Here is a 19,801-nt window from a genome sequence, read left to right as displayed (position 1 = left end):
TGGCAACGTTTCAACTGAAACTGTGAGAAAATATATCGAAGGACAGCGGAATAAATAATATGGAACACTCGTAGCCTTCAGGCTACAACTGCGTTTCATCCCCGGCTTAAAAGACCGGGTTATCACGCGACGCGCTATAGGAAAAACTACCTCTTGACGACAGGAAATCAGCTTTTCCCGGTTAACGTTTCTCTGCTTCGCCAATGAGGGTAAAAGCGGCCCAATCTACAGGATTAGGATGTTTGACCAATGTCACCAGCATGGCCTTCCGCAGCGCTTGGGCAATATCAGGGGTTAGCTGCATCTGTCGATAAAATTCCGCCATCAACTCGGCTGTTGATTCGTCAGATACTGACCACAGAGAAACTACAACACTCGGAACGCCTGCTGCAATAAACGAGCGTGATAAACCAATGATGCCATCACCTGTAATACGACCGCGACCCGTATTGCAAGCACTCAAAACGACGAGTTCGGCATTCAACCTCAAATTGAAAATTTCGCTAGCAGTGAGTAAACCACTGTCACCCTTGCTTGGCGCAAGTGCGATGACTCCAGGTACCCCCAATTCCTCTACGTCATCCAGGATGCCGTGAGTTGCTAAATGCACGATGCGCGATCGCTCTATTTGCTGTAAAACTGCTACTTTTGTCGCTTTGTCGCCTGTAAGCGGTTCAGCATTTAAAAGCTGAGCGATCGCGATCGCTTCGGCTTCAGAGTGTGGGAGTGATGACAGTTGTTGAGGAGGTTGGTTCGTCGTAAAGGCAACACTTGGCATGGTAGGATTCCCAACGACTAGCGCACCTTTTCCTGAAGCAAGCTGTTGCTGTTTCTTGGTTAAAGACAGCACTTGAATTGAAGGCGCTGTTAAAATAGTATGTTGTTCTATCAAGTAATTTCCCGAAGTATCTTGCAACGCGGCAAAGGGAACTAAGAACAAAGATTCATGAGGAATAAAAGTAATTCGCGACGCTGGATCTTGAGGTAGAAGGTCAGCAATTGGTTCTATCAGTAGTTGATAAAGCTCTTGCAATGACGAATCTAAAAATCGTTGCTCAACAATAGGTAGGGTTCGGGTTGGATTTGTAGCTGGTTTGGAGCGCTGCTTGTTTCGCAGGCAACTGGGAATGAAGCAACGACCTTCAGTAATCAAGGCTTTTAATGAAGTTTTTTCCTCAACCAAACCTTTCAAACTGATGCGACGAAAGTCAATTTTTCCGGTCGGCTGTATCACCCAGATATAAAGTTCTGAATCTTGCAGCTTTCTTTGACCATCAGCTTCTACATCTTCTTTGATAAGCGAGTAAGAAACTAAAGTCGAATTGTGTTCTTTAGCAATTTGTTTGATTTCCTGGATGTCGAGCGGTTTTATTTGATTTTCCGATGACTTTAGGGTAGCCTGTGCTGACTGGGAAGAAAAACGGCTGGTCAATAATCTAACAAAAGCTTGCGCCCGTCCACGCTCTGCTATTTCTAGCGCTTCGTTATGCTGATTTTGATGGGCAAGCACTTCTTGTAACATACTATAACTTGTTTCTTGGGTTTCAAAAATTGAAATTAAATGGAGGTCGTTATTTTTTAAATTTGACCGCAGAGATTCCCAAATTTCAATGGTTGAAAATAAAGCTTTGATAGCTTCTGCTGGTTGCTTTGCTTTGTATAAAGCGTCACCTAAATTGCTGAGTACGCGACCTTGGGCGTGGCGATCGCTCAGTTCTATGGCAATGGCTAAACTCTGTTGGTAAGACTCAATCGCTTGAAGATAATTTTTGACAGCATAGTAAGCAATTCCTAAATTTTCTAAAGCGCGACCTTGAACGAAACGATCGCGCAGTTCTTTGGCGATCGCTAAACTTTGTTTCTGCTCATCAATTGCTTGGGCATAATTAGTCAGGGAATAGTGTACTAATCCTAAATTACTCAAAGCAAGGGCTTCGCCTCGGCGATCGCGCTGCTGTTTAGCGATCGCTAAACTTTGCTCTTGATATTCTACTGCCCTTGTATACTCTTTTTGGGCATAGTAAACTAATCCCAAATTTCTTAGGATACTCGCTTCTAAATCAAGGGATTTTAGGGAGTGCGCTACTTCCAAACTTTGCTCGTAGTATTCAATTGCTTTTTTATAATTGCCAATCGCGCCGTAAGCAGCTCCCAAACCAATAAAAGCTTGTCCCTTTCCCAATAAATCGGCCCTGGATTCAGCTTGTGCTAAGCGCTGCTGCTGATAAGAAATTGCTTTTTCATAATCTCCGATTGCGTAGTAAGTTGCGCCTAGATTGTTGAGCGCATAGCCTTCCCTAGCGTCATCGCGGGAGAGTCTCGCCAGCTCTAAATTCTGCTGGTAGCAGGCGATCGCTTTGCTGTAGTCTTTCGGCGCAGTTTGGAGGGTCACTCCTGCCTGCTGCTCCAATAATTGTTCCTCAGTTAAGCACTGAATGGCACTCGGTGTCAGGCTTACTAAGCCATTGTTTAGAGGTGCGAGTTCAGGGAGCTGAATGGCAGATGGTGCTGGTGATTTTGGTGGCACCGGGGAAGCTATGACCCCTGGTGGTTCTGGTGGCAGCGATGGTGCTGCTGCTGGTGCTGCTGGTGACGGTAGGGGAGATACGATCGCTGGTGGTTCTGGTGACGGCGGGACGATGAGCGGTGGTGGTTCTGGTGGCTGCGGGACAGGTGATGGTGCTGGCACCGGGGAAGGTATGACCGCTGGTGGTTCTGGTGGCAGCGCGGGAGCCACCTCCACCGGAAAATTTGGTGGATTGCTAAGGAAGCTGATCTCACCTGCCTTGATTCCGCTAGTGTTGATGTTGCCCGTACTGATTTTGCCTTCTGAATAAAGGGTGACGCTGCCTCCGTTTCCAAGGAAGCTAGAGGTTGTAATTCCACCGGCGGCGATCGCGTTTGTCCCATATAGGAAAATTGACCCACCGTTACCGATTATCGAGGAAGCGTTCAAGGTGCTGGCGCTCGTATTGATGCTTCCCCCCGTGCTGTAGAGGGTAATATTGCCGGCATTGCCCATTAAAGTTGAAGTATCCAGGTGTTCTGCTGCGATGTCCCCGGACGCTACCAGCGCCAGATCTCCGCCATTTGAAGTAATGGATGCTGCTTGAATGCTGTTTGCAGCGCCTAAAAAAACTGAACCTGCGATCGCGATATTGCCAACTTGAATGCTGGCAGGTGAAGAACTGGCGGGTGCTAGAGTGCTGTTTGCAGTGAGGCCAGTGGGTACGTTGCCAGCCGTAAACACCAACTGCGGTCGATCGCTAGATGCGGAACTGATAGCGAGATCACCGGATGCGATCGTGCCTTTTGCTTGCACTTCCAGAGAACCGCCTGCGTAATTACCAAAAAAGACGTTTCCGCCTGAGACGATCGTAGAACCGCCTGAACTTGCGAAGTTGCCGGGGCTACCTTGAAGTGTGCCAATTGAGAAATCGCTGCCAGCTTTGAAGAGGGCATCACCGGATACAGTACCGTTACTGGTAAGTGTGATGCGGCCGCCAGCACTCAGTAAGCTTTGGGAGTGATTGCGCGTCTGGATGTCTATTTGGCGATCGCCCTGCACGGTTAGGTTTCCACCCACATCAGTAACAAAAGAGTTAGCCACGCTGTCGCGAATGCGGACAGCTTCCCCCGCTTGCAATTTCAAGTCACCTGCTGTCTGTAATTGCCTGTTTACTAGGGTTAGGTTACGCGCGGCTGACACAGTAGCCGTTTGAGCAGACACTGCTAAATTTTGGTTCGCACCTGTTGCCTGAGTGTCGGCAATTGCCACATCGCCCGCTTCTACCCGCAAGTCTGAATTCGTTAGCTGTACGCTGCCGTCGCTGTTAACTGTAACGCCTGTAGCGTTGCTGCTACCTCCTGTCAGCAGTTGGGACAGGGTGAGGGGATTCAACGGCACAGAAGGAGAACCTAGATTAGAAGAGGGGGAAATTTCTAAACTCAGCAGATGCCCTGCTTGAGAAATGCGGACTAAGTTTTCTCCGGGCACCGATGCGATCGCAATTTGTCCAGACGGTGCTGACAAAGTACCGGGGCTGAAAACTGTTCCGCCTATTAAAGCTAGGGTTTGCCCGTTAGGTACGCTCAGTTGACCGAAATTTGCGATCGCCCCTGGCTGAGCTGTACCAAAATTTAAAGTGCTTGGCGTTCCTATCAGCATAGCGTATTCATTAACGCCAACTGCCTGAAACCAATTGTTGCCAAATCCGATTCCGGTTGCTGTCGTTGCCAAGAATGAACCAGGCACGTTCAGTTGAGCGTTGGAACCAAAAACAATCCCCGCTGGATTCATCAAAAATAAGTTAGAATTACCGCCTATTACTTGAATTAAACCGTTAATATAAGAAGCATCGCCACCCACAACTCGCCCTAAAATATTGCGGATGTTCGGATCAGAAATAAAATTAACAATTTGACCGTCTTTGAGTCCAAACTGCTGAAAGCTATGAAAGAGATTAGTGCCGTCTTTTGAGAGCTGTCCCCCGTTGATGTTAAATTGATTGCCGGAGGCATTAACAGCAGTTCCGGTGCCATCGGGAGACGGAGTAATTTGCTGTCCTGTAGCAGCAGGTGAGAACAGTAAAAAGCCTAAAGATACCACCCAAGTATAAGTCAACAGTTGCTGTTGATATCTTTGAGTTATTCTTGTTATCATCATTAGACTTCTCCCTAAAATCTTTTTTTGCTGGGCGCGCTTAAATTATAATAAAACTTTTTTCTCAAAAAACATGAGTGGAGTTTAAGCTAAGCACGTTAAAAAGTGCGATCGTAGCTCAACTGGCGAACGTTTATAGAACCCATTTGAGATTTAAGCTGCTGCAAGCCTTATCCGCATCAGTCTCATAACAATAGTCCGGAGAGTTTTTAGTTTATAGTCTGAAACCCTTGATTTTTCCTTGGTAGTTCGATTGCCGAATCGTTTTGAAAGCCATATTTTACGTTTTTATCAAAAACTGTCCAAAGTCTTGTAATAAAACAAAGATTAACCTTGGCACTCGCATCAACCAGAGTTCTCTCAAAATTACTGACGAGGATTTTGCACGTCTCTATCCAAGCATTTGCCCGTTCTCTTCCCCTACCTTGTCACAACCAAAAAAAACAAGCATTTGAAGATGATCCACTCTTCGTCTGTGAGAATGGTAGAGTATGGCATCACTGCTGGATACGAATTTTGCAGTCACTTTACTTCAATACAGTAAAAAATGTCAAATGGGTTCTATAAAAGCGATCGCCCTTCCCACTCCCCCATCTCCTAAAGTCGGTGAAGCGTAGCTATCCCGTAGGGAATCCCCCTGTTATCAAAAATCAAAATAAGTAGACAGACAAAAAAATAGTCCGCCTACTTAATCGCTAACTACAAATCACTCCCACTCGATCGTTCCCGGTGGCTTAGAAGTAATATCGTAAACCACCCGGTTCACCCCCTTAACCTCATTCACAATCCGGTTCGAGATCAGTTCCAACAAATCATAAGGAACCCGCGCCCAGTCAGCCGTCATCCCGTCTTCACTCTTAATAAATCGCAGAACGATCGGGTAAGCATAAGTGCGCTGATCGCCCATCACGCCTACACTGCGAATCGGCAGCAAAACTGCAAAAGCTTGCCAAAGTTCACCGTACAATCCGTGCCGGTTAATTTCTTGGCGAACAATGAAGTCAGCATCCCGCAAAATATTGAGTCTCTCTGCGGTAACTTCTCCTATAATCCGAATCGCCAATCCCGGGCCGGGGAAAGGTTGTCGGTTCACGATTTCTTCGGGAAGCCCGATCGACCGGCCGACTTTTCGCACCTCATCCTTAAACAGTTTTCGCAGCGGTTCAATCAGCTTAAATCGCAAATCTTTCGGCAAACCGCCGACGTTGTGGTGGCTTTTAATTTTAACAGCAACTCGTTCGCCGCTTTTCGGGTCTGCATTAGTGTCAGCCGACTCAATCACATCAGGATAAAGAGTACCTTGTGCGAGGTAGTCAAAGGGGCCTAGACGCTTCGATTCTTCTTCAAATACGTTGATAAATTCGTGACCGATCCGCTTGCGTTTTACTTCAGGATCGGTAATCCCTTCAAGTTGAGCTAAAAAGCGTTCGCGAGCATTAACATATTCAACGTCAATGTGGAATTGCTCTTTAAATAATTTTACCAACCGTTCTGGTTCATACTTCCGCATAAACCCTTGGTCGATAAACATACAGGTAAGTTGGTCGCCGATCGCCTTATGCAGCAAGAAAGCCAAAGTAGAAGAATCTACACCGCCCGATAGAGCCAGCAAAACTCGTTTATCTCCCACTTGCGCGCGAATTTCGCGAATCGATTCCTCCACAAAAGTAGCAGTCGTCCAAGTCGGTTCGCACTCGCAAATGTGGTAAACAAAATTGCGAATTAAAGCTATTCCCCCGATCGAGTGAACTACTTCTGGGTGAAACTGAACCCCGTACAAATTTTTCTCGTGGTTAGCAACAGCAGCACACGGAGTATTGTCCGTGTGAGCGAGGATCTCAAAACCCGTCGGCAGTTGAGTACACGAGTCTCCGTGGCTCATCCACATCGTGCTGCCCTCTTCGACATTTGTCAGCAAATCCGTAGGATCGTCAATAAATAGCGATGCCTTGCCGTATTCCGCTAATTTCGATCGCTCAACCGTGCCTCCGAGCTGCTTTACCATCAACTGCATCCCGTAACACACTCCCAACACCGGTATTCCCAAATTCCAAATTTCTGGGTCGCAGTGGGGAGCTCTTTCATCGTATACAGAACTCGGGCCTCCTGACAGAATAATTCCTTTAGGATTGATAGCTTTTAACTGTTCTGCCGTAGTTCGGTAAGAAATAACTTCTGAATATACTTGAGTTTCGCGAATGCGGCGAGCGATCAGTTCGGAATATTGCGAACCGAAGTCGAGAATCACTATGATCTGGCGATCGATCTGCTGCAGAAAAGAGTTGGTGAGAACGGATTCAGTTTCTATTTGAGTAGTCACGGTTATTGCGTAATTGCTAAGTGCTAATTGGGCAGAAAGTAGCGGAGGTATCTGTCGCGGTCTCAGTACAATTCTAAGGAAGGCGATGAACCATTAGTCGCTAGAAATAAATCTTATTCATACTAGATTGCTGTCAGCGATGTTAGTCGATTAATCAGGCACAGGGCAAGCATAGATTTACTTCGAGCCTTACCCTAATTAATTGAATTCTTACTTCAGAAATAAATTCCCGAAGCAACCTAGTATAATTAAGGTTTAGGGACAGAGAATTATTACTTGTTAAATATTATCCCTGACCGATGTTTTAAACAGAATTCAGGGATATTCACACTACATTAACAAATTTGGGTCAAAAATGTATCTCCTATATCACTTTTAACAATAATTTTGCGATCGCGCCCGAACATCACCGAGCCCACGGGGATGTGCAAGTTAGTGTGAGTAAAAATGCAATCCGATGAGCGCAAGTCTATTTGTCCGGCGATGTCGCCGTAAATTCGATCGACCCAATTGCTCCCAAACTCGGCGTCTAAAGCCCGCAGTTGCCCAAGAGCCTCTTCGGCTGTCGCTGCAGCAAAAATTGCGGAACACGCATCGGCAGGCATTCCAGCTTTAGCACAGTAAGCTGTGAGAATTTCCCTGCGCCCGTCAGCCAAGTGGTGGTGAGTGTGAAAAATCCCCGCCGCCAATTTCATCAGTTTCCCGTGATAGCCAAACAGCAAAATTGACTGCACGCCCTGATATCCGGCTTCTACCAGCAGCGGGCCGAGCCAGTTAGCGGTTTTGACGAGCCTATCAGGATTAATCCCCAGTTGTCGCGCCAAATCCAAACCGTTTTCGCCGATGCAGAAAACCAAACAGTCAAACAGTTCGGCTTTTTGTTGCAGTTGTTCGCGGTAAAGTTCCAACTGTCCAGGGGCACTCAGTGGTTGAGAAATGCCCGTTGTACCCAGCAGCGAAAGTCCTTCTACCACGCCGAAAGCTTCGTTAGAAGTGCGGGTGGCTAGTTGTCGCCCAGACGGCAGAATCAGAGTGACAGTAATTTTTTCTCCCCGTGCGAGTTTTAGGCTCAGATTCGATCGCAGCAGCCGCATTGCGTAATCATAGATCGCCGCCCCTCCACCGACTGTGTGACGCCCTATACCTTCACCGCCGAGAATCACAATCTGCTCTTCCTCTCCCTGATTCTCTCCCTCTCTCTCCCTCTCTCCCTCTCTCCCTCTTCCCAATTCCACCATTGCCCAAACGGGGGTATTGCGAGTCAGATCGAGATTGTCCCCCGGATCGGAGCGAGTTACTCCTAAAGCGGTATTAGTTTTGAGTACAGACGCCTGTTCGATCGGAATTTCTGCCGTTATTTGCGGTTCCAGTAAATTTACTGATACGCTATCTAGAGACTGAATACCCTCACGCAAGCACCGCAAAGCTGCAAGTGCGGCCGCACAGGCAAATACTGGCAGTGTATACCCGGATAAAGGTTGAATTTTGGTCACAATCTAATGCAGAAATCCGTAAAATTGCTGAGAATCGACATCACACCTTAGCAGTGATATCTCTCAAACGTTTAAGTTTAATTCTAGGGTTTGCTATTATCTGCAGTTAGCGTAATTTTTGTCAAGTAATAATTTTGTCCTAGCAGTTCCCGATCTCAGCCACAATTTTTTTGAGGTGCGGTAGCGGAACCCGCCCCTACGGGGGCTACGCCAACGTAGAGGATCGCCAATAACCCACTCCGAAGCTTTACCGGCACCTGGGGGCGATTTTCACAAAAAACTCGGAATCGCGAGCGCTGGCACTGAACAAACGGATTCCAGGAATTAGATACAAATCCTTAGCAGCTAGCTATACTCGGCAAGTCGATCGTCTTTCATTCTATAGATTTAGGTAGCCGTAAAGGCGCCAGAGGTGAGTCGAGGATCGGGTGCTAAATTTGCTTGGGCCTTTGAGGAACTTGTTTGAGGCGGAATTTGAGCAATTTTTGGCAGGCAAAATGCTGGGCTCGCTTCTTTGTTAAGCCCTACAACCTACTTTTTTACAATTAGCAAATTTATATCTCCCAAGCGGTTGATGTCCTAGCGATTGCAAGTCATTTATATTGATATGAATTACCCGGACGTGCCAGTCCTACTTTCGAGCTAGCCTCTTGAAGGTGGGGCTGGTTTTATCTAACCCTATTACTTCAATTCTCCAATCTAAAATCTAAAATCTACAATCTAAAATCGATTGACTATGGTTGAACCAGTTGCAGAGTTAAATGAACCTCTATCTCTTCAGACTCCCGAAATAGTAGACCCGAAAATATTTCAGCTCGTTCTCTCTGCAAAAACAGCTCTCAAAATTTCTAAAAAAGACGTTCGATCGACCCTGAAAGCCTCAACTCTAGATGGCATTTTTGCCGCTGTCTTCGAGTCGGCGACCGGCGGCGTCCTGCTGAGCAACTTCTTGCTGCAACTAGGGGCGAGCAGCGTGGAAATAGGTATATTCTCGGCTATTCCGATGGTGGTAAATCTCCTGCAACCATTAGGAGCTTACATCGCAGATCAGACAACCAGTCGCCACTGGTACAACCTATTTGTATTCGGCGTGTCGCGGCTGCTGTGGCTGGTGCTCGCGGTGGCAATTGTTTGGGGTTCCCAGCACGCAGACCTCGACCAACTGCTGCAATGGACACTGGTAACAGTCGTAGCAGCTAGCGTGCTGGCAGCTTTTGCCAATTCTAGCTGGTTCAGTTGGATGGCTGCTGTGGTTCCTCAGCGCTTGCGGGGACGCTATTTTGGCTTTCGCAACAGTGCTGTCAGCCTCATCACTTTGCTGGGAGTGCCGTTGATGGGATTGGGAGTGTCAACTTGGGACGGCGGTCCAATTTTGGGCTACGGTATTGTTTTATTGGTGGGTGTTTTGGCGGGAATGATTAGTTTGGGGTGTCAATGCTTCATGGTTGATGTGAATCCCCAGGTATACAAAAAAAATGCACAGAGCGATCGACTTACAGAGAAAAAAGCAAAGCAAATAACAGATTTTGTGCCTTCTGTGCTGAAAGATTCTAATTTTTTAATGTTTATTCTTTACTTCAGTGTGTGGACATTTGCTATTAATCTCAGCGCGCCTTTTTTTAATATTTACTTGCTAAAAGATTTAAGCTTGGATGTGAGTTTGGTAACGATTTACACCAGCTTAAGTTCCGGGGCAAATCTACTGCTGCTGATGTTTTGGGGTAAGTTGGCCGATCGCTGGGGAAATCGCCCCCTGCTAATTGCGGTTGGGCTGGTGGTGGCCCTAACGCCTTTGCTGTGGTTGGGTACGGGCAATTACCCGTTTGCCCTCTGGGTGTGGCTGCCGCTGCTGCACTTGCTGGGGGGAACGACTTTAGGGGCGATCGGGCTGTGTACTAACAATATTCAAATGGAGCTCGCGTCGATCGAGCAACCTTCGACTTATTTTGCGATCGCCGCAGCGGTTTCGGGATTAGCTGGGGCTTTGGGAACTACCGCCGGCGGCTTTATTGCCGAACTTCCGGGCATGAGTTTGGGAGCAGTGTTTGCCCTCTCGGCTACTGTGCGGCTGATTGCTCTTGTGCCTTTGGTTTTGGTGCGAGAACCTCGTAGCCAGTCGCTGCGGTCGATCGTCCCCACTTTGGGACGTTTCAATTTAAACCGGGGCTAGGAAGTTTTAGTACAAATTTGCCCATTCAGAAACCAGAAAAATCCCAATATTGTTCAACAATTCAACCACATCGCAGGAAATCTGAGAGTGACTGAAACAAAATTTAGCGTCAAACAGAGCATTGAACCTGCTACTTGTGCAACAAATACCTCATTATTATCTTGCAGCCCACAGACAAATCGATAAGATATAGCTGTTTTATAAGCTGACAAGGCAGAGCGTAAATGTCTTTAAAGGTTTGTTAGCTAGGGCGTCGGATCACTACTTCTGTTACGATAATCGAGCATTTTCCATGAAGCAAACCTACGATTTCACGCTCTGAATTTTTTACGTTTTAGGATAATCGAGCATTTTCCATGAAGCAAACCTACGATTTCACGCTCTGAATTTTTTACGTTAAGGAATATAAATAATATTGACATTTTAATACAACAAACTCAAATAGATGGTGTTTTGGGACTAATATCCTGACAATCCAAATAGTTAAAGATTGCCCAGCCACATAACAATTTGGAGCCAAAAATTAGCAGGGCTCGCCTGACGCGACAGAAAAACCGGAATTGGCAATCTCAAGTAACCGATTACCAAAGACAGATCGCTGTCAACTTTCAGATTCAAAGAGAGAATTTAAAAATGAAACGTCTGATCGTTTGTTGTGATGGAACTTGGCAACAACTAAATAGTAGTTACCCAAGTAATGTGATTAAGCTTGCCCAGGCAGTGAAATCGAGTGGCAGTGACGGGGTTCCGCAGATCGTGTTTTATGACGAGGGAATTGGAGCGGATAGTAACAAGATTTTGGGCGGAGCCACTGGACTGGGAATCGATAAAAATATACAAGATGCCTATCGTTTTCTTTCTCTCAACTATGAGAAGGGTGACGAAATATATCTATTCGGGTTCAGTCGCGGTGCTTACACAGTCAGGAGTCTAACCGGGATGATTTATTGCTCCGGTCTCCTATCCCGCCCTCATATTACCAGGGCATCAGAAGCTTACGAGCTTTACCGTACACGAGACATTAAACCAAAGGATCGGGTAGCAGCCAATTACCGCGAAGATTACGGCGATCGCGTCCCGATTACCTTGCTTGGTTGTTTCGACACCGTTGGAGCCCTTGGTATTCCTACTCTACCCGCCTTCAAGAAGTATGACGAACAGCTCAAGAAAAGGTACAGATTCCACGACACCACTTTAAATAAGTTAATTCAAAATGCGTTGCACGCCGTGGCGATCGACGAAGTTCGCGAAATCTTTGATGTTACGCCTATGAAAAAAAATCCTGATGTTGAGAACCAGCGGGTTATTCAAGTTTGGTTTCCCGGCTCGCATATCTGCATCGGCGGTGGAACGAAAGAATACAGCGGTTTATCAGATGCCGCCTTACAATGGATGATCGATTCAACCCGTAACCTTGGATTGGGGCTTGAATTCGATATAAGTGCCATTCCCACAGGTATCAATCCCAATTATGAGATTGATTTTAAAAACAATCCTGGGTTCTTCCAATTGGCAGGAATCAAGTTCCGCGAGGTGGGCGATGCTATTGAGGATCTTCACGAAAGCACGATCAATCGATTGAAAAAACGCCCAGACTATCGACCTAAGAATCTGCAAGAAATTCTCTCCAAAGTAATCGAGAATATAGAAAAATGATAAAACTTTATCAAGCTCTCAGAACCGAACATAAGAAGAGTTTGTAATCTATCTAATCTCCAACAATCGAAAGGAAAAGCAATCATGACAAGAGATACATCTAGAGATGGATTGAGCAACAAAGCTTTAGCATATACGTTGACTCATTTCAAGCCAATTTGGGATTTAGTTCAAAGTTACGAGCCTCTGAAACGTAAACTCAACAAATTTTTTCTCAATAGTATCATTTACAAACTTCCGACTCGCCCGCTTCCCTATAGCTTAATGGGCTTAGATCCCAAAATTCCAGGGACAGATATTCCCAAGAAAACTGATACCTATATCTCTTGGGATTCACTTACAGACAAGACTTATACTGGGCGACATTTACCTCCTGACCCAGAATTTAACAAAGAAGGGAATTTACCACCACTGGACAAATTAAAGACCTTATTCCAAAAAAGAGATGGAAAAACCATTTATTCGGAAAAATCGACTCTGCTCTTTCCCTATTGGGTGCAATGGTTTACAGATAGTTTTCTGCGGATAGATCAGCAAAACCGCTTCAAAAATACCTCCAACCATCAGATTGATATGTGTAATGTTTACGGGTTGACCCGCAAACAAACAAATATGCTCAGAGCTTTCAAAGACGGTAAATTTAAAACCCAAAAACTCAAGCGCAAAGATGGCGTAGAAGAAGAGTATCCACTCTTTTATTATGCCGATCCTGAGCAGGGTATTGTCCATCCTCAATTTGAAGGTCTTCATGCACCCCTTAATGATGAGAAAAGACAACCCCCCGAAAAGAAAAGCAAGCTATTTGCAATGGGAGTTGAACGGGCAAACGTCCAAGTTGGCTATGTCATGCTCAACACTTTATGTATCAGGGAGCATAATCGAATTTGTGATGTTTTGTCCAAAAGCTATCCGCAATGGGACGATGAGAGGCTCTTCCAAACCGCGAGAAATATTCTCATGGTGATTGTTCTCAATATCATTATGGAAGAGTACATTTTCCACATTACGCCCTATAATTTTAGGTTCTTTGCCGATCCTGAAGCTTTTACCAAGGAAAGTTGGTATCGAGAAAATTGGATGGCGATTGAGTTTAGTTTTGTCTATCGCTGGCATAGTGCGGTTCCTGAAACCTTTACCTATGACGGGAAAGAAAAATCCATGTACGATTCCCTCTGGAATAATCAGATGTTAATCGATAAAGGGTTGGGTGCATTGATGGAAGAAACTTGTTCCCAACCAGGCACTAGAATTGGTTTGTTTAACACACCTGATTTTAAGATCGCAGGAACACCTTATACATTTATTGATGCTACCGAACTAGCATCTGTTAAACTCGGACGGCAGGCGCAGTTAGCCAGTTATAACGATTACCGCGAAATGTGTGGTTATCCCAGGGTGACTGATTTCAATCAAATTACGGGTGACGAATACGCTCAACAGAAATTAAAAGAGTTGTACGGTCATGTTGATAAGATTGAACTATTTGTCGGATTGTACGCTGAAGATGTGCGGGAAAATTCAGCAATTCCGCCTTTAGTAGCACGGATAATTGGCATTGATGCTTTCTCCCAAGCTTTAACTAATCCTTTGCTATCCCCTAAAGTCTTCAATAAGGAAACTTTTTCTGAGGTTGGTTGGGAAATTATCCAAAATACCAAAACAGTCTCTGATTTAGTGAATCGTAATGTTCCTCCAAGCGATCCTAAGTACAAAGTCTCCTTCGAGCTTTAAGTTGTAGCTGACAACTAAGACTCAAGATAGTGGGGGGCGCAAACACACCTGCGCCCTCAAAAATGAGGAATAAAAAGCAATACGGTTTAGTTAAAACTGTTTATTCCCCGGAGATCCCCCTAAATCCCCCTTAATAAGGGGGACTTTGAGTAAGTTCTTGTCCCCCCCTTATTAAGGGGGGCTAGGGGGGATCAGGCTTAACTGAACCGTATTGGAAGAAAAAGGCGATCTTTTCGCAAGCGATTCAGCTACGGCAATTCGGAAGCAATTGCAGCAGCATTTATACTGTTTCACAGATGGAACGGTTTGTGTACAGCCTTTTTTAGCGATTAACAGAAGGTTATGTTATGAACAAAAAGTTATTTACCGAATATCCCGAACAGGACGAACGCAAATATTACGATCTTTTGGTTGAGCAGGCCAAGCTTCGGATGGATAATCTTTACGGCAATAAGGATCGGGCGCTGCGAGATACTCACGCCAAAACTCATGCGTGCGTTAAAGGAACTCTGGAAATTTTTGACTTTGATGAGGAAGAGATTAAACGGGAATTGGGTAAACGCGCTTCGTTAAGTTCTTCGCAACTCAATGCTATTTCCCTTAAGCAAGGTTTGCTAGCAAAACCCAAAGAATATCCTGTTTGGTTGCGATTTGCTAACGGGGCTACCAAAGTATACCCTGATTACCAAAAAGATTCGCGCTCAATCTCACTGAAAGTGATGGGGGTGGAAGGGGAACGACTCACGCAAAGCCACGAGTCAAAAACCCAGGACATCATTGTTCACAATTCAGAGATATTTGTGAGCCAAACCATCAAAGACTACTACGGCTTTTTTTCTGCTCTTGTTGAATCACCAGAGACATTGAAAAAGTGGCTAATACGACATCCCAGACACTTTTTAGCTGTGTCAACGCTTACGGGTAGCCGGACTCCGAAGAGTTTGCTAACAGCCAAATATTGGAGCGGTTCACCCTCTGCTTTGGGTCTCAATCCCGATTTCGATCCCTCCCAGCCGGGTCTAGTTCCTGTCGAATATCCTGCGGTAATTAAGTATGGGTTTACTCCGGTTTCATGCAAACCACCGCACGAGATAATTCCAGAACAATCTCGACCGGGAATTCCTAAAATTCCCTTTGTCGATCGCGCTAAAGCCTTGGGTTTAGATCCCAATAAACCAGACAATTATTACCGGGATGATCTAATTCAAGCCTTGGCGAAACCTGATGCCCAATACTGTTGGGATTTTGGCATTCAGTTCCAAACCAGCTTAAAAATGCCGATCGACGATGGCATCAATGTCTGGAAGGAAAAGGAATCACCCTTCTTGAGAGTAGGTCGTCTCACCGTCAAGCATCAGATTATTGATTATGAAAAACAATCTGATTTCAACGAAAACCTGAGATATTCTCCCTGGAACGGCTTAGCAGTTCATCGTCCAGTAGGTGCGATCAATCGGATACGCGGTGTTGTTTACCCCGTTGTAGCGAATTATCGCCTTCAAAAGCGAGGTCTTGTCCACCAAGAACCAACCGGAGAAGAAACATTTTAAGGGATTAGATGTCTTGCAAAAAGAACACCAAACTAATAACCTTACTAACTGGTCTTGCTTTAATTACTTTCAGGGAATCCCTGGTCAAAAAATTCAATTGCTAGAACGGTTTGATGGTGCTAAGTAGAAGGAAGAAGAAAGAAGGAAGAATGCTTGTAAAGCCAGCTTTTTAGCCATTCCGATATTAGGTTTAATTAAGTGGATTTACTTATACTATTTCCAAAAAGTAAAACCCAGAGTATATCAGCAAGTTGAACTCCCGACTCTTCTATCAACAAAGCGCAAAATTGGTTTGCCGATCGCACCTTCTCAAAAATCCCATATGTGCGATCGCGAATTCGATTAAACCAGGTTTATTGGCGATCGCCAACGTCCGTCTAGGATAGTCCAAATCCGTCGTTAGCACAGCCCTCGAAGAGGATCGCACTCCTGAGTCAGTTGGGACGAGCGCACTCATCACCATGTGCCAGTTGCGTAAATCCTGAATCAATCATATTATATTGTTACAAAAATATCTTATGAAAAGGAGTTTATGCGAATACACTATTTTTTGTCAATTTTCCCAATATTACTTGTACTCACGTTTCAGGATACTACATTTGCCCAGTCTCTAGACTCAGTACCATCAAGTGCGATCGCCCCAACCGCACCTCAAAACATTGCCCCGACTCTCAAAGAGGAAGTTAAAGATGACTTTGTGAAAGTTCCAGGTCAGGAGACATCTGTTTCCCAACTGTCCGACGTACAGCCTCATGAGGTTAAAGATGACTTGGTAAAAGTTCCAGGTCAGGAGACATCTGTTTCCCAACTGTCCGACGTACAGCCTCAAGAGGTTAAAGATGACTTGGTAAAAGTTCCAGGTCAGGAGACATCTGTTTCTCAAGCGTCCGACGTACAGCCTCAGCAGGTTAAAGATGACTTTGTAAAAGTTCAAGGTCAGGAGACATCTGTTTCTCAAGCGTCCGACGTACAACCTCAGGAGGTTAAAGATGACTTTGTAAAACTTCAAGGTCAGGTGACATCTGTTTCCCAACTGTCCGACGTACAACCTACCGATTGGGCATTTCAAGCCTTACAATCTTTAGTTGAACGCTACGGTTGTATTAGCGGATATCCCGATGGCACTTATAGAGGGAATCGAGCCATGACTCGTTACGAGTTTGCGGCGGGTTTGAATGCTTGCTTGCAACGAGTTAATGAACTGATTGGTGCCTCTGCTGTCGATAAAATAACCCAGGAAGACTTAGCCGTTTTACAGCGACTCCAAGAAGAGTTTGCCGCAGAACTAGCTACCTTACGAGGTCGGGTTGATACTTTAGAAGCTCGTACTGCTGAACTCGAAGCTAACCGATTCTCCACAACTACAGTTTTGGGAGGAGAAGCCATTTTTGCGTTAGCCACAGCAACAGGAGGCGACCCCCCTGGAGACCAAAGTAATAACCAACCCGTTTTTAATAATTTGGTGCGTGTGGGAACCGTCTCATCTTTTAGTGGTTTAGATCGCTTAAGAATTGGCTTAGTTAGTGGAAACTCGGCAAATCGAGGCTATGCCGGAACAGTTGAGAAACCAGGATTTGGTGACATGGCCCTGCTATCTTCTCAGACTGATACCAATAACCGAATCGCCTTAGACCTATTAGAATACAGATTTCCTGCATTTAACAATCGCGTAGTCTTTACGGCTAGACCTGTTGGCTTCAGTCTTAGCAACGTACTTACCGCGAATTCTCCCTACTTTGATACGGGACGGGGAGCTATTTCTCGATTTGGTGAAGCCAGTCCTCTCTTTAAAATCGGTAGCTTAGATGCAGGAGCAGGTGCCGATTGGTTAGTAACAGATTGGCTGCGATTGCAAGTTGCCTATGGAACAAGAAACAGCAGCGATCCTAATCAAGGTATCAGTGGCTCCGATCACAGTACATTGGGAGTTCAGTTTTTAATTAAACCCTCTGGCAATACTTTAGCAGGTCTAACTTACATTAACGCCTACTCTGCCAATGGCAGCCTCGATACCTTTACAGGTAGCTTAAATGCCGATACTTCTGGCGGTTTGGAGAAACCCATACAGGTTAATGCTCTAGGTGCATCGTTTCAATGGCGGATTAATCGTCAAGTTACCTTGGGGGCATGGGGAGGTGTTACAATGGGGAACTTCCTTAATAGCAATGCCTATGCTAATACAACAACTTACGCGGCTTCTGTGGGGATTTCCGATCCCTTTGGTCGTGAGGGAGACTTATTGGCTTTCATCATTGGTCAACCCCCTAAATTAGTTGCAGGTCGGGATTTACCCAACGGAACCGATCGAAATACCTCTCTACACTTTGAGACATTTTATCGCTGGGGTGTATCGGATAACATTTTTGTTACTCCGGGTTTCTTTGTTATTACTGCTCCTGAACATAATGCTGATAATAACACAATTTTTATGGGTGTCCTCAGAACAACATTTCTGTTCTAAGCAGTTTGTCCTCAATTGAACACAAGTTTTGGAGATTAAAATCGTGAATCAGTATTTACCCAACTCAAAAGTTCTGAATCCCTTCCTGGCTATTGTGATTCTGAGTCTAGGAGGAATAGGATTTTTTCCTTCACATAGCCAAGCAGAAAGTTTAAACTCGTCTCACTCCAGTTCAGAAACTCAAACTATTGCTCAATCTCGACGTACCCGACCTACTTTTTTTGAAGAAACACAAGATCCAGAAGCAAGAAGAAGAAGGGGATTCAGGGAGACATTTTTAAATGATGCTTTAGGGGGAACTGCCGATCCCCTGAGTGGGACAGGTGGAGTGGCTACAACAGTAGATTCTTTACAAAAAGTAGGGTTTAACGGACAAAATGCAGCAGGTCAATTGCGTCCAGGACAACTAAATTTATCTCCCACTTTTGACCGAACAAATGTTATTATTCCCTCTCAAAGAGGACGTAATTAAGGGGTTACGCATACACTCAAGGGGAACAGACCGTTCCCCAAGTGAGTTTCCCAAGGATAAACAATAGAATGACTTTAGCCAAAAGTAATATCGCCGATCACCAGTTTATTAGGTTGGTTTCCTAGAATTACTGATTTTCCAATCCCTTGAAACAACAGATTTGATGAAGGATTGCTTTCTAAAATATAAGCACCGGGCGTTAAATTAGAGTCAGTTGTTCGAGGCAATGGTACTGAGGCTAAAACATTTCCTGTTCCATTCACTCCCTCATAAATCGTCACTTGATGCTCGGCAAATGGAGAAGCATAACGGAAGCTGAATTGTTGATCGAATCCATTGGCTACATTGATGATAATTGATTGTCCTTCATTGTAGGTAATCCCACGAGCAACCTGTCCGGGGTTAATCAAAGGATCGATAAAATTACCGCTTCCTCCTTGCTGTGCGCTGACAATTGCCAAAGCATTTGCAGACAAGTCAAAACCCGATTCTCGAATTAAAGGCTCTCTAGCAATACTTTGTAAATTACCCACATTATCTATATTTAAGGGGACACCACTATCGCTGCGATTAATTATTAAGGTTGCAGCAGTCTGTACACCTAAAGTGGCTCCGTTTGTGGGATTAACTAAGGAAAGATTAATAGTTTCATTGGGTTCAAAGAGAGCATCATTAATGATGGGAATTCGGATAGTTTTGGGTGTGGTATCCCCATCGATAAACGAAACAGTAATCGGTGTAGCATTATAATCTGTTCCGGCATTTGCAGTGCCGTCACTCGCTAATACAGTCACATCCACTGTTCCCAAACTACCTCCAGTTCTAGTCACCATCACTTCCAGACTGGTTGTACCATCTTCATTCACTGAATAGCTGGGGTTACTAAACTGCAAAATCCCAGGAATGCCAATGGGCGGCGTTGTTGGAGCATTTCCAAAATTGATATTTTCTGCATTGAAACCCCTACCAGGAGGAATTGTAACTGGATTAGGAACCTGAGTGGCTACAAAACCCGGTTGTTGGACTTCCCGAAGTATGTAAGTATTGGGTTGTAGGTCATTGAACTGATAGGAACCTGTAGCATCTGTTAGGGTTGATGGTTCACTGCTATCAAGGGTATTGTTTCTGTTGAGATCAATGTAAATGGTAAATCCTGCAATTCCTGGTTCTCCTACGTCAGGAATTCCGTTAACATTGACATCAATAAATTTCCTGCCACTAATACTGCCAGTGACAGTTGTTATTGTTCCTGCACTATTAAGAATGTCAAAGTTAGTGGTCTGAT

12 protein-coding genes are annotated in these 19,801 nt (G+C 45.0%); 7 read left to right on the top strand and 5 right to left on the bottom strand.

The window, feature by feature from the left end; translation table 11 throughout:
- Positions 1-181 precede the first annotated feature (181 nt).
- A complete protein-coding gene (locus QT979_RS18015; RefSeq protein WP_333311294.1) occupies positions 182-4,666 on the bottom strand; it encodes a CHAT domain-containing protein in 4,485 nt (1,494 codons plus the stop codon).
- 488 nt (positions 4,667-5,154) lie between these two features.
- Between QT979_RS18015 and QT979_RS18010 the strand changes: the two genes are divergently transcribed.
- The gene (locus QT979_RS18010; protein WP_333213202.1) at positions 5,155-5,280 is read left to right on the top strand and encodes a hypothetical protein; all 126 of its coding nucleotides are present in this window, start codon (positions 5,155-5,157) and stop codon (positions 5,278-5,280) included.
- 89 nt (positions 5,281-5,369) lie between these two features.
- Here QT979_RS18010 and guaA read toward each other — a convergent pair whose 3' ends face one another.
- Together guaA and cbiD are read right to left on the bottom strand one after the other, a co-directional pair.
- Positions 5,370-6,971, bottom strand: a complete 1,602-nt coding sequence (gene guaA, locus QT979_RS18005) for a glutamine-hydrolyzing GMP synthase (RefSeq protein WP_445304794.1) — start codon at positions 6,969-6,971, stop codon at positions 5,370-5,372.
- Positions 6,972-7,318: 347 nt separating this feature from the next.
- Positions 7,319-8,476, bottom strand: a complete 1,158-nt coding sequence (cbiD, locus tag QT979_RS18000; protein WP_333213200.1) for a cobalt-precorrin-5B (C(1))-methyltransferase CbiD — start codon at positions 8,474-8,476, stop codon at positions 7,319-7,321.
- 736 nt (positions 8,477-9,212) lie between these two features.
- Here cbiD and QT979_RS17995 point away from each other — a divergent pair.
- The 4 genes from QT979_RS17995 to QT979_RS17980 all read left to right on the top strand — a co-directional run bounded on the left by QT979_RS17995 (position 9,213) and on the right by QT979_RS17980 (position 15,583).
- Positions 9,213-10,646 (top strand): MFS transporter, encoded by a 1,434-nt coding sequence (locus QT979_RS17995; RefSeq protein WP_333311292.1) that lies wholly within the window; start codon positions 9,213-9,215, stop codon positions 10,644-10,646.
- Positions 10,647-11,279: 633 nt separating this feature from the next.
- Positions 11,280-12,302 (top strand): DUF2235 domain-containing protein, encoded by a 1,023-nt coding sequence (locus QT979_RS17990; RefSeq protein ID WP_333232790.1) that lies wholly within the window; start codon positions 11,280-11,282, stop codon positions 12,300-12,302.
- A gap of 84 nt (positions 12,303-12,386) precedes the next feature.
- Positions 12,387-14,033: a peroxidase family protein gene (locus QT979_RS17985; RefSeq protein ID WP_333311291.1), complete on the top strand. Its 1,647-nt coding sequence runs from the start codon at positions 12,387-12,389 to the stop codon at positions 14,031-14,033.
- 347 nt (positions 14,034-14,380) lie between these two features.
- Positions 14,381-15,583 carry a catalase gene (locus QT979_RS17980; protein ID WP_333311290.1) on the top strand — a complete coding sequence of 401 codons (1,203 nt, stop codon included), beginning with the start codon at positions 14,381-14,383 and terminating at the stop codon, positions 15,581-15,583.
- Positions 15,584-15,854: 271 nt separating this feature from the next.
- Here QT979_RS17980 and QT979_RS17975 read toward each other — a convergent pair whose 3' ends face one another.
- Positions 15,855-16,040: a hypothetical protein gene (locus QT979_RS17975; RefSeq protein WP_333311289.1), complete on the bottom strand. Its 186-nt coding sequence runs from the start codon at positions 16,038-16,040 to the stop codon at positions 15,855-15,857.
- A gap of 75 nt (positions 16,041-16,115) precedes the next feature.
- Here QT979_RS17975 and QT979_RS17970 point away from each other — a divergent pair, with 75 nt between their 5' ends.
- Complete coding sequence (locus QT979_RS17970) at positions 16,116-18,044, top strand: iron uptake porin (RefSeq protein ID WP_333311288.1); 1,929 nt, start codon at positions 16,116-16,118, stop codon at positions 18,042-18,044.
- A gap of 43 nt (positions 18,045-18,087) precedes the next feature.
- Positions 18,088-18,516, top strand: coding sequence for a hypothetical protein (locus tag QT979_RS17965; protein ID WP_333311287.1), 429 nt, complete (start codon positions 18,088-18,090; stop codon positions 18,514-18,516).
- Between the two features lie 74 nt (positions 18,517-18,590).
- On the opposite strand, the gene QT979_RS17960 is transcribed toward QT979_RS17965, so the two are convergent.
- On the bottom strand, positions 18,591-19,801 hold a 1,211-nt coding region (locus tag QT979_RS17960; RefSeq protein ID WP_333311286.1), incomplete at its 5' end, for a Calx-beta domain-containing protein.

Source organism: Microcoleus sp. w2-18bC1 (genome assembly GCF_036700365.1).
Classification (GTDB): domain Bacteria; phylum Cyanobacteriota; class Cyanobacteriia; order Cyanobacteriales; family Microcoleaceae; genus Microcoleus.
Note: the sequence above shows the minus strand (reverse complement) of the source record. Positions and strands in the feature narration are given on the sequence as shown.